General features: G+C 65.3%; 15 protein-coding genes. 10 read left to right on the top strand and 5 right to left on the bottom strand.

Features of this window, described 5'->3' with window-relative positions:
• Positions 1-4 precede the first annotated feature (4 nt).
• The 3 genes from dgoD to NFG57_RS18175 all read left to right on the top strand — a co-directional run bounded on the left by dgoD (position 5) and on the right by NFG57_RS18175 (position 3,030).
• Positions 5-1,153 (top strand): galactonate dehydratase, encoded by a 1,149-nt coding sequence (gene dgoD / locus NFG57_RS18165; protein ID WP_045993632.1) that lies wholly within the window; start codon positions 5-7, stop codon positions 1,151-1,153.
• An 88-nt stretch (positions 1,154-1,241) separates the two neighbouring features.
• Entirely contained in the window at positions 1,242-2,204 is a 963-nt protein-coding gene (locus NFG57_RS18170; protein ID WP_213230383.1) for an SMP-30/gluconolactonase/LRE family protein, read from the top strand.
• Positions 2,205-2,286: 82 nt separating this feature from the next.
• Complete coding sequence (locus tag NFG57_RS18175; RefSeq protein WP_045993634.1) at positions 2,287-3,030, top strand: SDR family oxidoreductase; 744 nt, start codon at positions 2,287-2,289, stop codon at positions 3,028-3,030.
• A gap of 17 nt (positions 3,031-3,047) precedes the next feature.
• On the opposite strand, the gene NFG57_RS18180 is transcribed toward NFG57_RS18175, so the two are convergent.
• Positions 3,048-5,300: an EAL domain-containing protein gene (locus NFG57_RS18180; protein WP_222517085.1), complete on the bottom strand. Its 2,253-nt coding sequence runs from the start codon at positions 5,298-5,300 to the stop codon at positions 3,048-3,050.
• Between the two features lie 256 nt (positions 5,301-5,556).
• On the opposite strand from NFG57_RS18180, the gene NFG57_RS18185 reads away from it, so the two are divergent.
• The gene (locus tag NFG57_RS18185) at positions 5,557-6,351 is read left to right on the top strand and encodes a FadR/GntR family transcriptional regulator (protein ID WP_348814918.1); all 795 of its coding nucleotides are present in this window, start codon (positions 5,557-5,559) and stop codon (positions 6,349-6,351) included.
• Positions 6,352-6,400: 49 nt separating this feature from the next.
• Here NFG57_RS18185 and NFG57_RS18190 read toward each other — a convergent pair whose 3' ends face one another.
• From NFG57_RS18190 to NFG57_RS18200, 3 genes are read right to left on the bottom strand one after another with little or no spacing between them, the layout of a single operon-like run.
• Positions 6,401-7,651, bottom strand: coding sequence for an allantoate amidohydrolase (locus tag NFG57_RS18190; RefSeq protein ID WP_348814919.1), 1,251 nt, complete (start codon positions 7,649-7,651; stop codon positions 6,401-6,403).
• Positions 7,652-7,702: 51 nt separating this feature from the next.
• Positions 7,703-8,404: a DUF1028 domain-containing protein gene (locus tag NFG57_RS18195; protein WP_222517087.1), complete on the bottom strand. Its 702-nt coding sequence runs from the start codon at positions 8,402-8,404 to the stop codon at positions 7,703-7,705.
• Between the two features lie 8 nt (positions 8,405-8,412).
• Positions 8,413-9,801, bottom strand: a complete 1,389-nt coding sequence (locus tag NFG57_RS18200; protein ID WP_045993637.1) for an AbgT family transporter — start codon at positions 9,799-9,801, stop codon at positions 8,413-8,415.
• Positions 9,802-10,067: 266 nt separating this feature from the next.
• Between NFG57_RS18200 and NFG57_RS18205 the strand changes: the two genes are divergently transcribed.
• Both NFG57_RS18205 and NFG57_RS18210 read left to right on the top strand, forming a co-directional pair.
• Positions 10,068-10,982: a mechanosensitive ion channel family protein gene (locus tag NFG57_RS18205; RefSeq protein WP_108449236.1), complete on the top strand. Its 915-nt coding sequence runs from the start codon at positions 10,068-10,070 to the stop codon at positions 10,980-10,982.
• Positions 10,983-11,142: 160 nt separating this feature from the next.
• Positions 11,143-11,658 carry a DUF805 domain-containing protein gene (locus NFG57_RS18210; protein WP_222517088.1) on the top strand — a complete coding sequence of 172 codons (516 nt, stop codon included), beginning with the start codon at positions 11,143-11,145 and terminating at the stop codon, positions 11,656-11,658.
• Positions 11,659-11,688: 30 nt separating this feature from the next.
• Here the strand turns inward: NFG57_RS18210 and NFG57_RS18215 are convergent, their stop codons facing one another.
• Entirely contained in the window at positions 11,689-13,191 is a 1,503-nt protein-coding gene (locus NFG57_RS18215; RefSeq protein ID WP_222517089.1) for a sigma 54-interacting transcriptional regulator, read from the bottom strand.
• Positions 13,192-13,422: 231 nt separating this feature from the next.
• Between NFG57_RS18215 and speB the strand changes: the two genes are divergently transcribed.
• The 4 genes from speB (at position 13,423) to NFG57_RS18235 (ending at position 18,185) form a co-directional block, all read left to right on the top strand.
• Positions 13,423-14,373, top strand: a complete 951-nt coding sequence (gene speB, locus NFG57_RS18220; protein ID WP_045993646.1) for an agmatinase — start codon at positions 13,423-13,425, stop codon at positions 14,371-14,373.
• A 92-nt stretch (positions 14,374-14,465) separates the two neighbouring features.
• Positions 14,466-15,851 (top strand): YjiH family protein, encoded by a 1,386-nt coding sequence (locus NFG57_RS18225; RefSeq protein WP_348814920.1) that lies wholly within the window; start codon positions 14,466-14,468, stop codon positions 15,849-15,851.
• Between the two features lie 13 nt (positions 15,852-15,864).
• Positions 15,865-16,548 carry an HD domain-containing protein gene (locus NFG57_RS18230; RefSeq protein WP_287165665.1) on the top strand — a complete coding sequence of 228 codons (684 nt, stop codon included), beginning with the start codon at positions 15,865-15,867 and terminating at the stop codon, positions 16,546-16,548.
• A complete protein-coding gene (locus NFG57_RS18235) occupies positions 16,545-18,185 on the top strand; it encodes a 5-guanidino-2-oxopentanoate decarboxylase (RefSeq protein ID WP_222517091.1) in 1,641 nt (546 codons plus the stop codon). Before NFG57_RS18230 ends, NFG57_RS18235 begins: the two co-directional genes overlap by 4 nt.

The raw sequence follows: 18,185 nt of genomic DNA on the forward strand, positions 1-18,185 counted from the left end.
GACCATGAAGATCACCCGACTCAAGACCTGGCAGGTTCCGCCGCGCTGGTGCTTTCTGAAGATCGAGACCGACGAGGGCGTCTACGGCTGGGGCGAGCCGGTCATCGAGGGCCGGGCCGCCACCGTGGAAGCCGCAGTGCACGAGCTGTCGGACTACCTGATCGGCCAGGATCCGCGCAATATCGAGCACCTGTGGAACGTCATGTACCGGGCCGGCTTCTATCGCGGCGGCCCGATTCTGATGTCCGCCATCGCCGGCATCGACCAGGCGCTGTGGGACCTCAAGGGCCGCGAACTCGGCGTCCCGGTGCATCAACTGCTGGGCGGCAAGGTGCGTGATCGCATGCGCATGTACGCCTGGACCGGCGGCGATCGTCCCGCCGACGTGGGTGCCGGCGCCAAGGCACTGACCGATCAGGGATTTACCGCCTTCAAGATGAACGGCACGCCGGAGATGCAGATCGTCGACAGCCATCGCAAGATCGACGAGGCGGTGGCCCGCGTCGCCGAGGCTCGCGACGCCGTCGGCCCCGACGTGGGCATCGCGGTGGACTTCCATGGCCGTGTCCATCGGCCCATGGCCAAGACGCTGATGCGCGAGCTCGAGCCCTATCACCTGATGTTCATCGAGGAGCCGGTGGCACCCGAGCACCTGCCGGTGCTCAAGACCATCGCCCAGGATCTGGCCACCCCGATCGCCACCGGCGAACGCCTGCACACCCGTTTCGCCTTCCGTGACCTGCTCGCCGACAACATGGTCGATATCGTCCAGCCGGACCTGTCTCACTGCGGCGGCATCAGTGAAGGCTTGAAGATCGCCACCCTGGCCTCGGCCTACGACGTGGCCCTGGCTCCCCACTGCCCGCTGGGCCCGCTGACCCTGGCGGCGTCGCTGCAGCTGGATGCGGTATGTCACAATGCCTTTATCCAGGAACAGAGCATGGGCATCCACTACAACAAGGACAACGACGTGCTCGACTATCTGGTCGACAAGAACGCGCTGGCGATCGAGGACGGCTTCTGTGCCATTCCCGAGGGACCCGGCCTGGGCGTCGAGATCAACGAGGCGTTCGTCGAGGAACGCGCCAAGGTCGGACACCGCTGGCGCAACCCGGTATGGCAGCACGATGACGGCTCCGTCGCCGAGTGGTGAGCGACGGCTGATCGCGTTGCCGAACAATGACAACAGTCCTGGTGGATGCGCGCCCCAAGGAGCCATCCGCCAAGTTCGAGGAGACGTCATGTCCCGTTCCGCATCCCCCTGCCTTGGCGAGGCTCGCGCCATCGTCGAGGCACCCTGCGAACTCGGCGAGGGCCCCAGCTGGGACGCCCGGCGTGGCGAGTTTCGCTGGCTCGATATCCTCGGGCGCCGCTTCCATCGCTACCGCCTCGAAGACGGCGATCATCGGTCCCAGGCGCTGGACGAGCTGGTGTCCTTCGCCGCCCCCTTGACCAGCGGTGATGATCTGCTGGTCACCGAACACGGCCTCAAGGAACGCGACCACGCCCACGGCGGCGTGTCACCTTGGCGCGAGGTCGAGGCTGCCAACCCGGTGACGCGCAGCAACGATGCGCGCATCGATCGCCACGGCGGGCTGTGGTTCTCGACCATGGGCAAGGCCGCCGAAGCCGCAGCCGGCAGCCTCTATCGCCTGTACCGCGGCGAGGTCTTCTGCCTGAAGCAAGACATCACCATACCCAATGCCCTGTGCTTTTCACCGGATGGTCGCCTTGGCTACTTCACCGACACCGCCACCGGGGTGGTCATGCGCTGGGCGCTCGACGCCGAGGGCTTCCCGTTGCGCCAGGATGGCGGCGCCTTCCTTCAGGACGGGGTGGCGGCAAGGCCCGAACAATTGGCCGAGCCCGAACCCTGGGCGGACTTCAACGACGACCCGGGAAACCCGGACGGCGCAGTGATCGATGCCGATGGCTACATGTGGCTGGCGCTATGGGGGTCAGGGCGGGTTGCCCGGCTGACGCCGGATGGCGAGGAGGTCGGTCATGTCAGGGTCAACGCCGACCAGCCCTCCTGCCCGGCCTTCGGCGGGCGTGAGCTGACCACCCTGCTGATCACCACCGCCACCGAAGGACAGCGAGAACACAAGGAAGGCCGCCAGGACGGCGCTACCTTCCTGTTCGACCTGAGCGAAGCGCTTCCCGGCGTACGTGGGCTCGATGATCCACCGATCGCACTGCGCTGAATCGCTGCTCACATGCCGCCGCTTTCGGCTTGTCCATCGGCGGCGCCCCCAGGTTTACGACGCACCCCCAGAGGCCTGAAGCATGAGCGAATCCGACTCTCCCAAGGTCGCCATCATCACCGGTGGCTCACGCGGTATCGGGGCCGACATCAGTCGGCGTCTGGCCAACGATGGCTATGCAGTGATCGTCAACTACGCCCATCACCGCGAGGTCGCCGACGGCCTGGTCGAGGAGATCCTGGCCCAGGGCGGCGCGGCGCTGGCCGTTCAGGCAGACATCTCACGCACCGACGAAGTGGCGCAGCTTTTCGACACTGCCATGCAGCGCTTCGGTCGCGTCGATGCGCTGGTGAACAATGCCGGCGTGCTCAAGGCGGTGCCCATCGCCGAGGCGGCGGACGACGACTACGACACGCACTTCGAGACCAACACGCGCGGCACCTTCAACACCCTGAGGGAAGCCGCCTCGCGCCTGGAAGATGGCGGCCGAATCGTCAACCTGTCGAGCAGCGCGCTGGCGCTGAATCTGCCTGGCTACGGGCTCTACAACGCCACCAAGGCTGCGGTGGAGTCGCTGACCCGGGTGTTTGCCGGCGAGTTGCGCGGCAGGCGGATCACCGTCAACGCGGTAGCGCCGGGACCGGTGGATACCGAACTGTTCCGCTCGGGCAAGACCGAGGAACAGATCGAAAGGTTCACCCATATGCCACCACTGGAGCGACTGGGCCAACCGCGTGACATCGCCGCGGTGATCGCCTTCCTGCTAAGCCCCGAGGCCGAGTGGATCAATGGCCAGGTCATCCGCGCCAATGGCGGCTTCGCCTGAAGCAGCGTCGTCAAGGCTCAGCGCAGTTCTTCGTTGGCGGCGTCGCGGATGCCGTCCCCGACGCGACTGCGCAGCCACTCGGTGGCGGCCTCGGCGGTCATTGGTCGTGAAATCAGGAAGCCCTGCAGCATATGGCAGCCTTGCTCCGCCAGGTGGTCCGCCACCGTCTGGTCTTCCACCCCCTCGGCGACCACGCTGAGCCCCAGATGGTGAGCAAGCTCGATCGTGGAGGACACGATGACGTCGTCCTCGGACCCCTTCACCAGCTGCATGACGAAAGACTTGTCGATCTTCAGCTCCTGGACCGGCATGCGCTTGAGCTGGGCCAGCGACGAATAGCCTGTTCCATAGTCATCGATGGCCAGCTCCACCCCCATGGCGCGCAATGACTGCAGCTTGCGCGCCCCCATCTCCGGCGATTCCATCAGCGCGCTCTCGGTGAGCTCGATGCACAGACACTCGCCGCGCAGGCCATGGCGGTCCAGCGCCCGCTCGACCCGCTTGATCAACCCTGGCTGCTGCAGGTCCATGGCCGAGATATTCACCCCGAGGCGCACATTGAGCCCTGCCTCGCTCCACCTGGCCAGCTGCTGGCAGCCGGTGTCGATGACCCACTGGGTCAGCTGGTGGATCAGCCCCGAGCGTTCGGCCAGGGCAATGAATTCATCCGGAGGAATGCGTCCGAGCCTGGGGTGATCCCACCGCAGTAGTGCCTCCATGCCGAGGGCCCGTCCTGTCAGGGCCGACACCTGGGGTTGATAACGCAGCGAGAACTCACCGTTGCTGGCGGCGTGCTGGAGATCACGCACCAGAGACAGATGGCGCAGATGGCGTTCGTCCTGGCCGTGCAGGTAACACTGATAGGACTGGCGTAGCTGACGTGCTCGATCCAGTGCGATCTCGGCCCGCCGCAGCAGCAGGTTGGCCTCGCCGCCATGCTCCGGATAGCGCGCCTCGCCCATGGCGCAATCGAGTGTCACCGGCGACCCATCCAGACGAATCGCCCGGGTCAGTCGACGATGCGTATCCTCAAGCCACAGCGGGTCGAGGTGAGACACTGACAGCAGCAGCAGGAATTCGTCGCCACTGAGACGGTAAGCCCCTGCCTTGGGTGCCGGCAGATCCGCCAGGCGTCCGGCCAGCGTACTCAGTACCTGATCACCGAAGTCATGGCCGAAGGTGTCGTTGATCCGGCGCATATGGTTGATGGTCAGCCGCAGCAGGGTAAAGGGACGCCCGGTGGCGATGGCAGCCTCGATATCCTCGTTGGCGCATTGGCGATTGCCTAGCCCGGTCAACTGGTCCTGGCGTGAGCGCTTGCGAATGTCGGCTTCCCGGCGCACCAGGTCGTTCTGCATCTTCAGCATGGTCGAGGACAGTAGACCAAATTCTCCCTTGCGGGGAAGTCGATCGAGATCCAGAGGTTCCCCACGCCCCACACTCTTGGCCGCCCCGACCAGCCGCAACAGCGGCAGACTCACGCCTCTAGCGATCAAGCTGGCGGCCACCAGCATCAGCGCCAGGCTGATCGCCAGGATGATGGCCAGCTGGCGCTTTATCGCCTGATAGTCGGCCAGCAGAGTCTCGTAGGAACGTTCCACCACGAGCTGGATACGCCCCTTTGCATCCTCGAACAGCGTCGAGGCTCGGCGCAGACCCTCGCTCCCCACAAGGCCAACGTCCTCACCTTCACCCACCTGCACCTCGAAATGGGTGTCGCTGCGAATCAGCGCCGACAGCGCCGTTGCCATGTCCTCGTCCAGGCGAAACCCCATGACCAGCCAGCCCACGGACGTCGTCCCCCGCACCGGATGCAGGACAAGTTGAAAGGCCTCGCCATCATGAATGAACAGGGTGATGGTCCCATCGGTGCGTCTCGCCTGATCCCGGAGGTCAGGGAAAGCATCCGTGGCCCCGGCATCATGATGGCTCGACACCATCACACGGCCCTCATCATCGAGCAGGCTCACCATGTTGGCACCCATGCGCTCCGCGTACTCGCCAAGCACGTCCACTCGCACCGCGCTGTCGAGCGGGTCGATGGCCTCGCGGAAACGCGGATCTTCCACCAGCAGATCCACACTGTGCAGCAATTGCTGGCCCCAGCCATCGAGCAGGGCTTGCGCCACGCCGGAGGCCACGCCCAGTTCCTTCTCGCCCTGCTCCATGGCGGTCGTCTTGAGCGCACTGAGTACCGCCCATGACACGACCAGCTGGATCCCGATGGTCAGGACCAGCATCACCAGCAGTAGCCGAGCACGAAAGGACATCGAAAGGCCTCCACAGATTGTCGATGGCGCCACCACCACACAAACGCTGCACACAGAGTGGCAGATAAAGTCACCCGTAACCCCCTCACGGGCACTGCGGTCTAACCGGCTTAGGCCACTTCAGGCACAGGCTTCACCCTTTGGCTTCTAGAATAGCCATACTGTTACTAAATGTAACTAATATTCACAAAATCTTTGCCGTCCAGCCCTGCGCAGTCGCGGCAGCCCTGACCGACGAGGTGGCGGCCAGTCCGTCATGAGCTCTGATATGCTGTGGTTTCATCATCGACGAGAGACCAACATGACCGGATCGACACCTCGCAGACGACCCTATCAATTGGCAGAGACCATCAAGGGCTGGATCGTCGAGCGCGAGCTGTCACCGGGTGATCGCCTGCCCGGTGAGGCGGAGTTGATGGAGATCCTCGGCGCCTCCAAGGGCACGGTTCGCGAAAGCACCCGGGTGCTGGAGGCCCAGGGGCTGGTCGAGACGCGCACCGGCCCCGGCGGCGGCGTGTTTATCCGCGAGATGAGCGAATCCCGCGCCATCTCGCTGCTCAGCCACTATCTCTATTTCAAGGACATCTCGATCCGCGACATCTACCAGATCCGCCTGGCGCTGGAACCGGAGCTGGTAGCCTCGCTGGCGGGTCAGGTCGAGGCTTCGGACATCGTCAGGCTGCGCCAGTCGCTTGTGAGCTACGCCGAGCCCGCCTGCGACCTCGACGCCGAGCGCCAGCAGCACATCGACTCGCTGGACTTCCATGAGCAACTGGCGCAGCTTTCCGGCGGCAACCCCTTGCTGGCCTTCATCATTCGCTTCACCGCCCAGGTGCTGTCAGACCTCACCGTCTATCGGCGGCTATACGAGCCCGGTGACCACCATATCGGTCCCGCCGGCTGCCAATATCACGCCTGGCTGCTCGACGCCATCGAGGCCGGCGACGGAGAACGCGCCCGCACCCTGATGCGCGAGCATCTGCTGGAAGCCCAGGCGGTGATGCACGACAACGAGGCGCAGGTAAGACGCGGGTTTCTCAACGAAGGTTAACGACCATCAGAGGCGGAGGTGCGAGTGCCTTGCCCTCCCTCGACGACGCCTATTGCGCTTTCGGAGTCAGGTCCTTGAGAAATTGCATCAGTACACGAGTGGCCGCCTCACCGTCGGCCGCGGTGATGGCTTCGTCCGGATGGTGACTCAGGCCATCGGTACAACGCACGAACAACATGCCGATACCGGTCAGGTCGCACATCGCCAGACCGTCATGACCGGCGCCGCTGAACAGCAGATCAGCCGGCTCATCACACCGTTGGCAGGCATCCCCCAAGGCCTCGATCAGCCAGTCCGCGCAGGCCACCGCCTCGGCCTCATAGGTCGTCTCCACCGTCAGTGACAACTCGCGCGCCTGTGCCAGTTGTCGGCAGGCGGCCAGAATGTCCTCGCGACCACGACGCCGAACCTCGGCGTGGGGAGAGCGCAGCTCGAGGGTGAACACCACCTCGGCAGGAATCACGTTGACCGCGTTGGGGCGTACCTCCAGCTTACCCACCACCCCGACAAAATCCTCGGTGGCGTTAAGGATGCGGTCGACCTCGGCGATCATCTCGGCAGCCCCCACCAACGCATCGCGACGGCCCGGCATCGGCGTGGTGCCAGCGTGGCCTGCCTTGCCGGCCACCGTCAGCCGGTGACGCTCGATCCCGGTCAAGGAGGTCACCACGCCGAGAGCGTGATCGCGCCGTTCGAGCACCGGCCCCTGTTCGATGTGGACCTCGACGAAGCCCAGCACCGAGTCAGGGTCTCGGGCCAATGACGGAATTTGCTCAGGATCACCACCAAAGGCCCGAAGCGCCTCGCCCACGCTGATGCCATCGGCATCCCTGGCCTCCAGGCTGGCAGGATCGAAGGTACCGGCCAGGGCACGACTGCCGATCAGCGTCGACTGAAAGCGGGTCCCCTCCTCATCACCGAAGGCCACCACTTCGACGCCGTAGTCGAGCTCGATCCCATCCTTCTTCAATCGCTCCAGCGCCAGCAGCGGCAGCGCTACGCCGAGCATGCCGTCATACTTGCCACCTTCGACCACGGTGTCCTGGTGTGACCCCATGATCAGCGTGCGCGCGCCGGCGCGCGCCTTGTCGCATCGCCCAACCAGATTCCCGGAGGCATCCATTTCGGGCTCAAGTCCGGCCCGGCGCATCCAATCGGCGATAAGTTCGAGTACCTGGCGGTGTTGCTCCGAGCAGAACAGCCGGGTCACGCCGGCACCAGGCTCCGAGAAACACGCAGCCTCGTCGAGGCGCTCGAGCAGTTGTGCGCCGAGCGTCATGGTCTCGTGGTCAGCGGTCATGATATCTCCAGATCGGGTGCCTTGAGGCACCGGAATAAAGAAGGAATGGCGTCAGCGACGCGGCAGGGACGCCAGAAAGTCGGCAAAGGCTGGCGCGCGCACACGCCTGGCCAGGGCGCGCAACTCGCCCGCGATATCGCCCTCACACCAATCGACACGCAGATCGAGGGGGGCCTGGGTAAACGACTCGATACGCAGGGCGGCGGAGCGCGTGCCTCTGACGTCGCCTCCCTCTACCAAGGCGACCTCCAGGGCGTCGATCAGTCCCTCGAGCAGGTACGCCTCATAGTCGTCGCGGTACTCGGGCGTTGCGCCCTGGCGCACGGCGTCGGCGTTGGTACAACAGGTGTCGACAAAGGCGTGGGCCAGGGCCTCGACCACCTTGGCGCTGGCCAGCAGGTTGCCCGCCGCGGCCACGCCGGGGTAGCAGCAGGAAGCGACGGTGGCGAGGTTGTCGGCACCGCTATGCAGCGCTGAGCGCCCCCGGGCATCCATCACCAGGCACTGGCGCAACGAGGCACCCTTGTCGGCGTCGACCTGCCGGGCAAGCGCACCGCGGGCATCCTCCCCCCGTTCCAGCGCCCGGCGGACACCGTCGGGATACCAGGGGTGGGTAACCCGCCCCTGGGTCGCGCAGGCGCCGACGCCACGCCACACATGGTGAACGTAGCCGCCCACCGCCACACCTCCGGTGGCGGTGAGGGCGGCTACCGTGCCGGTAGCCGGATGAACATGCAGCAGCGACAGTGTCATGGCGCGACCTAGTAGCCGACCATATGGCCGATCACCAGACCACCCCAGGACAGCAGGTAGACCAGCGCCATGAAGGGCAGGATAGCCTTCAGCCACTTCTCGTAGGACACCCGGCCCAGCGCCAGCATCGCCAGGGTGCCACCGGAGGTCGGCACGATCAGGTTGGTCAGGCCGTCACCCACTTGGAAGGCGGTGATCATCAGCTGGCGGCTCATGCCGACCAGGTCGGCCACCGGCACCAGGATCGGCATGGTCACCAGCGCCTGGCCAGAGCCGGATGGCACAAACAGATTGATCACCCCCTGGACGACGCTGGCCATGATCGCCGACAGCGCCCCCGGGATATCCTGAATCAGACCGCTCAGGGCGTAGACGATGGTGTCGATGATCTGGGCGTCCTTGAGGATCACCTGGATCGAGGCGGCCAGGCCGATGACCAGGGCGCCCGCCGTCACGCCGGATGCCCCCTCCATCATCTGCTTGACGATCTCGTTGGCCGACAGGCCGTTGACGATGCCGATCACGATGGCGATCAGCAGGAACATGCCGGCGATCTCATTGATGTACCAGCCCTGGGTAAAGACCCCCACCAGCATGGCGGCGAGGCCACCGACGAACACCACCAGCGTGAGCTTGTCGCGCTTGCTCATGTGGTACTCGTCCAGCGACTTGCTCATGGCCTTGGCGTCGTTGGGCTCCTCGAAGTCCATGCGGGTGACGAAGCGACAGATATACCAGGACAACAGGCCCAATGAGGTCAGCACCAGCAAGGCGCGCAGCCAGGCGCCGGAAAAGGTCGGTAGCTCGGCGATGCCCTGGGCCACGCCCACGGTATAGGGATTGATCGGCGACAGTGCAAAGCCCACGCCGATGCCACCCACCGCCATGGTGGTGCCCACCAGGCTGGAGCAGCCCACCGCGCTGGCGATCAGCACCGCGATGGGCACCAGCGCAATATTGTTCTCGAAGCCGACGGCCACACCGAAGAAGCCGTAGATGAAGGTGCCGGCGGTGATGATGACGTTACGCCGTTCGACGCCGACCCGATTGACCGCCACCCCGATGGCGTTCTCGAGGGCGCCGGTGCGTTGAAGGATATGGAACAGCCCGCCGGCGATGAACACGATGAACAGGTACAGCGAGGCCGCGTTCAAGCCCTTGGGAATCGCCACGAAGATGTCAAAAGGCGAGATCGCCGCCACGTCGCTCAGATAATGAAAGGAGTCCGGCACCACGCGGGTGCGTCCATCCTGCATGACCCGCTCGAACTCGCCGGCGGGAATGATGAAGGTCAGCGCATAGGTGGCGAGCAGGATCAGGAAGATCAGCACCATCGGGTCTGGCACCGTGCGATACCACTTCTTGCGCTCTTTCAGCGTCTGGTCGTGGGCACTCATGGAGTTGTCCTTGTTGTGGAAGAACCGTTCTGGATCGTTTGTCGAAGAAGGCCTGGCGATGGAGTGACGCCGCGAGCGTATCGCGGCCACCTCCAGATGAACAAAAGTATTTATCATGATAAATAGAGGGTCAAGTCGGAACCGACGAGGTATCCGGACTGCCAGCGTTGGCAGGTGACGCGCGATTTGCCTGGCGCCCCGCTATGCTCAGCAACAAGGGCGCAGGATAGTGCGCCCGCCGCCTGAACATGGCCCGGGAGGATGCGATGGAAGAACTGGAACAACTACCCTTCGTGTCGCTGCTGCTGGGAGAGGTTCAGGCCTACCTGTCAGACATTGGTTCTGCTGGCCCACGACTGGCCGCCGGCCTGCTGCTGATCCTGGTGACCTGGCTGGTGGCGAGATTCGGCCGCGCCCTGGTGGCGCGGGTGGCCGACAAGGCCAAGCTCCGACGCAATCTGCGCGATGTCCTGACCATGCTGACGGGGCTCTGTCTTTGGCTCGGGGGACTTCTGATCACCATCACCCTGATCTTCCCCACCGTCACTCCCGGCAAGGCCCTTACCACCCTGGGCCTCGGTTCCATCGCCATCGGCTTCGCCTTCAAGGACGTGTTCGAGAACTTCCTCGCCGGCCTCTTGATCCTGTGGCGAGAACCCTTCCAGATCGGCGACCACATCGCCCTGGAGGCCAACGACGTGGAAGGTCAGGTAGAGCAGATCACGGTGCGCGACAGCCGTATCCGCCGCACCGACGGCCAGATGATCGTGGTGCCCAACGCCCTGCTGTTCCAGCAGCCGGTCATCGTCCGCACCAACCGCGATATCCGGCGCACATCCATCATCGTTGGCGTCGCCTACGACGAGGACGTGGACCAGGCTCGCGAGATCATCCAGGGCGCGGTCGCCGAGGTGGACTCGGTGCGCAGCGACGTACGTGCGGTGCAGGTCTTCGCCAAGGCCTTCGGCGCCAGTTCCATCGACTTCGAGGTGGCCTGGTGGACCGGGTCCCGCCCCGTCGACATCCGCGCTTCCCGCGATCAGGTGGTGGCATCCATCAAGCGCGCGCTCGATGAGGCCAATATCGAGATTCCCTTCCCCTACCGCACTCTGGTGTTCAAGGACCAGGCAGAGGCCGAACGCTTCCATCCTTCGGAAGCAGGTCGCCCACCAGACTTATGAACCAGCACTATTTACGCGGTTCGTACTAGAAACTACGTGATCGCCTATCTAGACCAAGGGAGAAAATGGGTAGGATTCAAGTCGGAAGGACGCAGCTTATCGAACCAGTCTCCCTCAACTGCACACCGGCATCACGCTGGATCTACAGGACGAGATACCGATGCATCGCCCTACTGCTCCCGGATTTCACGACCCTGTCGCCCCCGGTCACTCATCGCCCCAGGCCTTCGAGCTCAGGCGAGTGTTGCCGGGCTACTGGTTCGACAGCCTGGCGGGGCGCGAGAGTCGTCTCGACTTCTGTCTCAACGCTACCCTGGCGCTATCGTTCTACTATGCCGCCCTGTGGGCGACCACCATCACCGCCCCCGCCCTCGAGGACGCATTGACGATCAAGGCAGGCCTGCTGGGGATCTGGTGGGTTGTCATCAGCCTTCAGCCTTTGGTGCTCCACGGCACTCGTCGCCTGCACGACCTGGGCCAGGCGGGCTTGTGGAGCCTGATGCTGCTGGTCCCCGGCGCCAACCTGCTGCTGACGGTGGTACTCGCCATGCAGCCCGGGGAGTCCAGCGACACCGAGCACGACGAACAGGGCTCCACCAGCGGTGCGGTATTGGTGTTGAAGCCACTGCTGATCCTGGCCACCTGGGTCGGGTTCTTTTACGTCTTCCGTCAGTAAGTGCCGCAGAGCTCGGCCCTTCATCACCAGTCACCCGATCCGCAACCCATGCTGCTTGAGCTTGCGCACCACGCTTGGCTGGCTGATGCCCAGCTGTTCGGCGATGGCGTAGGTGGTGGGAAGGGTACGGCAGCAGTCGGCAAGGATCTCACGCTCGCGCCGGGCCAGGGCGGCCTTCAGGCCCTCGCCCCGGGCAAGCGGCAGCTCGGGTCGCGCTGCACCTGGTGCGGATAGTGTCGCGGGTGAAGTAGCGCCATCAGCCAGCGCAGCGGAGGCTCCGGTGACAGACGCCGCCGTCTGCTGCGCTTCACGCTGCTGCGAGCCGAGCGGCCCTAACGAGGCCCCCGTGGGCGGCACCAGCAGATCGCCCTGGATGACATCGTCACTGGATAACCAGGCCCTTTCCAGGGTGTTTTCCAACTCACGCACATTGCCCGGCCAATCCCAGCCCATCAGTGCCTGCCACACGTCTCGCGCCAGCATCTTGTCGCGTCCATAACGCCGATTGAGGCGCTTTAGCTGGCGCTCGACCAGGCCGGGAATATCCTCGCGGCGCTCGCGCAGGGGCGGCAGGGTGACCGGAATCACGTTCAGCCGGTAGTACAGATCCAGGCGAAACAGGCCCTGCTCGACCCGTGCCGACAGGTCCTGATTGGTGGCCACCACCAGGCGAAAGTCGACCCGTCGCGGGGCCCTGTCCCCAAGCCGCGTAATACTGCCGTCCTGGATGGTCTTGAGCAGCTTGGTCTGCACCGCCAGGGGCAACTCGCCGATCTCGTCGAGAAACAGGGTGCCGCCCTCGGCCTGCTCGATCAGCCCCTTGCGGCCCCCCGGCGCGGCGCCGGAAAACGCGCCCTTTTCATGGCCGAACATCTCCGATTCGAACAGGCTTTCAGGGATGGCGGCGCAGTTGACGTCGATAAAGGGGCCATCGCGGCGAGAACTCCAACGGTGCAGCTGGCGGGCGAAAGCGGTCTTGCCCACCCCGGACTCGCCCAGCATCAAGACCGTGGCGTCGGTGGGCGCGACCCGCTTGAGCAGCAGCGCCACCTCGCGCATCAGCTGGCTTTTCACCTCCAGGTCATCGAGCTCGGCCTCGAGTGCTTCGCTGTCGCTCTCCAGCGCATGGCCCCGGCGCAAGTGCTCGCTGAAGCGGCGCTGCAACAGCGCGTACTCCTGCTGCAGCAGCTGCAGATCGGTCAAGTCCATGGAGCGGCTGACCACCGCCACCAGCCGCTCACCCTCGAATACCGGATGGGCCTGGGCGATGACCCTGCGTCCGGTGCCGGTGCGCTGGACCAGCTGGGCCGGCCGCCCGCTGCGAATGACTTCCAGGCTGACCGACGGGGTCAGCACGCCATCGGCCTCGAGCCGCTGCACGCTGGTGGCGCAGAGCTCTTCGCAGGACATGCCGTAGACCGCCGCCGCCCCGGGACTGACGTCGCGGATACGACCATCCGGCGCGACGATGAAGAAGTGGTCGTGGGCGGTGTCGATGATGGTCTTGAGAATCTTGGTGTCGTCGTCGCTCATCCAGCGATCCATAAATGCATCATTGATTCAGAAGTGTATCACGATGCGTCGGGATCGCGATTCACTTCTGGATCACGTCTATCACCACAGCAGACCTTCCCTTGGAATCCCTGCACCTCTATTACATCTTTAGTATAAATGCTTAAAAGATGGCACGACGTCTGCATCACCCATAACAACCGTCAGGCCCAGGGCCGCGACCGTCCCCATCCACGATGCCAGGAGTTCCCTGTGAGCGACTTCAATCAACCTCTCGGCGGCAACGAGATGCCGCGCTTCGGTGGCCCTGCCACCATGATGCGTCTGCCCACCCAGACCAGCGCCGAGGGTCTGGACGCCGCCTTTATCGGCATTCCCATGGACATCGGCACCTCCAACCGCCCGGGCACCCGACTGGGGCCGCGCCAGATCCGCGACGAATCGCGCATGCTGCGCCCCTACAATATGGCCACCCGTGCTGCACCCTTCGACAGCCTGCAGGTGGCGGACATCGGCGACGTGCCGATCAACACCTTCAACCTGCCGAAGAACCTGGACATCATCAGCCGCTTCTACGACGACGTCCTGTCCCACGACTGCGTGCCGCTGACCCTGGGCGGTGACCACACCCTTACCTGGCCGATCCTGCGCGCCATCGCCAAGAAGCATGGCCCGGTCGGGCTGATCCATATCGACGCCCACGCCGACGTCAACGAGCACATGTTCGGTGAAGAGGTGGCCCACGGCTGCCCGTTCCGCCGTGCCCAGGAAGAAGGGCTGCTGGACGCCAACCGGGTCGTCCAGATCGGCCTGCGCGGCACCGGCTACGCCGCCGAGGACTTCGACTGGTGTCGCCAGCAGGGCTTCCGCGTGGTCCAGGCCGAACAGTGCTGGCACAAGTCTCTCGAGCCGCTGATGGCCGAGGTGCGCGAGCAGATGGGCGATGGCCCGGTGTACATCTCGTTCGACATCGATGGCCTGGACCCGTCGGTGGCGCCCGGCACCGGCACGGTGGAAATGGGCGGCCTGACCTCGGCCCAGGGCCTGGAGATCGTGCGCGGCGCCCAGGGGCTCAATATCGTCGGCGGCGACCTGGTCGAAGTCTCCCCGCCCTACGACCCCAGCGGCAACACCGCCCTGATGGGCGCCACCCTGCTCTATGAAATGCTGTGCGTGCTCCCCGGAGTCGCGCGCCGCGACTGAATCCTCACAGGGCCAGGGAGTGGCCCTGGCGACAGCCAACGAGGCGCCCGCGTCAGGGCGCCGACCATTACAACAGCAAAGAGTGATCGCCCATGTCCTCCCACCTGCATTCTGCCGACAAGATCACGACCGACGGGGGCAAGCTAAGCACCCATGGTCTGATCAAGTTCCTCGTCCCGTCGTTGATCGGCATCCTGCTGTTCCTGGTGCCCTTCTCGGTCGGTGACACCATCAACATCGGCATGGGTCTGGCCGCCGACTGGCTCAAGGCCACCCTCGGCGACGCCCTGCCCGCCATCGCCACCGTAGTGCTCACCCTGTCCATCGTGCTGACCCTGGTGGTCAAGCTGACCAAACCAGGCTGGGCCCGCCAGGGCGCGATGAAGGAGCTGTTCGACATCGCCCCGCTGTGGGTGGTGATGCGCGCCCTCGGCGCCGCCTTCGCGCTGATGACCTACTTCCAGGTCGGCCCGGAGATGGTCACCGCCTCCTTCACCGGCGGGGTGATGCTCAATGACCTGGCGCCGGTGCTGCTGACCTTCTTCTTCTTCGCCGCCATCCTGCTGCCCTTCCTGGTGGACTTCGGCTTCATGGAGTTCATCGGCTCCATGGTGCGCACGCCCTTTCGCAAGATCTTCGGGCTGCCCGGGCGCAGCGCCATCGACGCCACCGCCTCCTGGATGGGCTCCGGCACCGTCGGCGTACTGATCACCACCCAGCAGTACGAGCAGGGCTTCTACAACGCCCGCGAGGCCTCGGCCATCGCCACCAACTTCTCGATCGTGTCGATCGCCTTCGCCCTGCTGGTGACCAGCTTCATCGGCATCAACCACCTGTTCGTGCCGTTCTACCTGACCGTGGTGGTCGCCGGCCTGGTCGCCGCTGTCATCGTGCCGCGCCTGCCGCCGCTGTCACGCAAGTCCAACACCTACTACGAGCCGGTGGGCTGCCAGATCCAGGAAGAAAACACCGGCAACCAGAGCCTGTTGCGCTACAGCCTGGGCATCGCCGTGGCCCGCGCCGAGACCGCCCCGGGCCCGCTCAAGCTCGCCCGCCTGGCACTGTTCAACGTCGCCGACATCTTCTTCGGGCTGCTGCCGCTGGTCATCGCCATCGGTACCGTGGCGCTGGTACTGGCCGAGTTCACTCCGCTGTTCACCTGGCTGTCCATGCCGATGGTGCCGGTGCTCGAGTGGATGGGTCTGCCCGAGGCCGAGGCCGCCGCGCCGGCGACCCTGGTGGGTTTCGCCGACATGTTCCTGCCGGCGGTACTGGCCAGCGATATCGAGAGCGAACTGACCCGCTTCGTCATCGCCTGTCTGTCACTGACCCAGTTGATCTACATGTCAGAGATCGGCGCCCTGCTGCTGAAGTCACGGATCCCGCTCAAGCTGTGGGAACTGGTGGTGATCTTCCTGCTGCGCACCGCCATCACTCTGCCCATCATCGTGGTCATGGCCCACTGGCTGGTGGGTTGATCGGGAGGCCGACATGACAGACCCAAACGATGCTCACGCCGCCGGCAAGGCGGCCTTCACCCGCATCGACCAAAGCACGGCAGAAGACTGGGCGGTGATCGCCGCCCACGACGCCGACTACCTGGCCGGCCTCGCCGACAGCGTACTGGATACCCTCGCCCGGCTGGGCGAGGGCCACCAGCCCTACCAGATCACCCGGCTGGAGCACTGTCTGCAGAGCGCGACCCGGGCCGAGCGTGCCGGCGCCGACGAAGAGATGATCGTCGCCGCCCTGGTCCACGACATCGGCGACGAACTGGCGCTTTTCGATCACGCCGCCTTCGCTGCCTCGATCCTGCGCCCCTTCGTCAGCGAGAAGACCCACTGGATCGTCCAGCATCACGACGTCTTCCAGGGTCACTATTACTGGGACAAGGTCGGCGGCGACAAGGACGCCCGCGAGCGGTTCCGCGGCCACCCCTGGTTCGACGACTGCGAAGCCTTCTGTCGTGACTGGGACTGTCCGTCCTTCGACCCCGCCTATGACACCCTGCCGCTGGCGCACTTCGAGCCCATGGTCAGGCGGATCTTCGCAAGAGCCCCCTACTCGGTGGCCCCGGACCCCGCCCTCGCCCCTGGCTCGTCTCAAGCCTCTGATCCGTCTCAAGCCCCTGGCCCGTCTCAAGCCCCTGATCCGTCTCAAGGAAGTACCGCATGACCTGCGCTGAACTGCTGATCCGTCTGCTGCGTGACACCTACGACGTGGACACCGTCTTCGGTATCCCCGGCGTCCACACCATCGAGCTCTATCGTGGCCTCGAAGGCGGCAATGGACACGACCACCAGGGCAGTGGCATCCGCCACGTCACCCCGCGCCACGAACAGGGCGCCGGCTTCATGGCCGACGGCTACGCCCGCACCACCGGCAAGCCCGGCGTGTGCTTCATCATCACCGGCCCCGGCATGACCAATATCGCCACCGCCATGGGCCAGGCCCTGGCCGACTCGGTGCCGATGCTGGTGATCTCCAGCGTCAACCGCCGCGACACCCTGGGACGCGGCCAGGGCCGGCTGCACGAACTCCCCGGCCAACGCGAGCTGATGGCCGGCGTCTCGCGCTTCAGCCACACCCTGCTCGACCCGAACGGCCTCGGCGAGGTGCTGGCCCGTGCCTTCGCCGTGTTCGATGGCGCCCGCCCCGGCCCGGTGCATATCGAGATCCCCATCGACCTGTTCGACGCCCCGGTCAGCGAGCCTGTCAGCACGCGCCGCACGGCGCTGGCCAAGGCCGCACCGGCCCCCGCCGCACTCGAGCAGGCGCTCGACTGGCTGGTCGACGCCAAGCGCCCGCTGGTGCTGCTCGGCGGCGGCTGCGTCGATGCCCCGGACGCCGCCCGTCGTCTGGTCGAGAGCCTCGACGCCCCCACCGTCACCACCATCAACGCCAAGGGCCTGCTCGGCCGCGACCATCCGCTGGATCTGGGCGCCAACGCCTCGCTGCCAGCGGTGCGGGAGCTTGCCCATGAAGCCGACGTGGTGCTGGCCATCGGCACCGAGCTTGGCGAGACCGACTATGACGTGGTGTTCGACGACGGCTTTACCCTCGACGGTCGACTGATTCGCATCGACCTGGACCCCGAGCAGCTTGCCCGCAACCAGCATGCCGACCTGGCACTGGTGGCCGACGCTGCCTCCAGCCTCGAAGCGCTGGCCACCGGCTGCGACCAGCGCCTCGGCGGTGAGCAGCTTTCGCGCGATGGCCGCAAGCGTACACATGATGCGCTGAGCGCCCTGGCGCTGGCCGATGATCCGGCCTTCCGCCCCTATGTGCCGCTGTTCGACACCCTGCGCGAGAGCCTGCCGGGGGCGATCCTGGTGGGCGATTCCTGCGCCACCACCTACGCCGCCAACCATCTGGTCAGCCAGGACGCGCCGCGCCGTTTCTTCAACGCGTCCACCGGCTACGGCACTCTCGGCTACGGCCTGCCCGCGGCCATGGGCGCGAGCCTCGGCCAGCCGGACCTGCCGGTGGTGGCGCTGGTGGGCGACGGTGGGGTGATGTTCACCCTGACCGAGCTTGCCTGTGCGGTGGAGGAAAGGCTGCCGGTCATCGTGCTGCTGTGGCACAACCAGGGCTACGAGGAAATCCGCCGCTTCATGGACAACGCCGGCGTCACCCGCCTCGGCGTGGACATCCAGGCACCGGACTTCCAGACCCTGGCGGCCGGCTTCGGCTGTGCGGCGACCCGGGTCGGCAACCCCGCCGGCCTCGCCCGGGCAATCGCCCATCGCCCCGAAGACGGCCCGATGCTGATCGAAATCGACGCCACGGCATGGAACGCCGCGGTGGCCTGA

The organism is Halomonas sp. H10-59 (assembly GCF_040070555.1).
Lineage (GTDB): Bacteria > Pseudomonadota > Gammaproteobacteria > Pseudomonadales > Halomonadaceae > Halomonas > Halomonas litopenaei.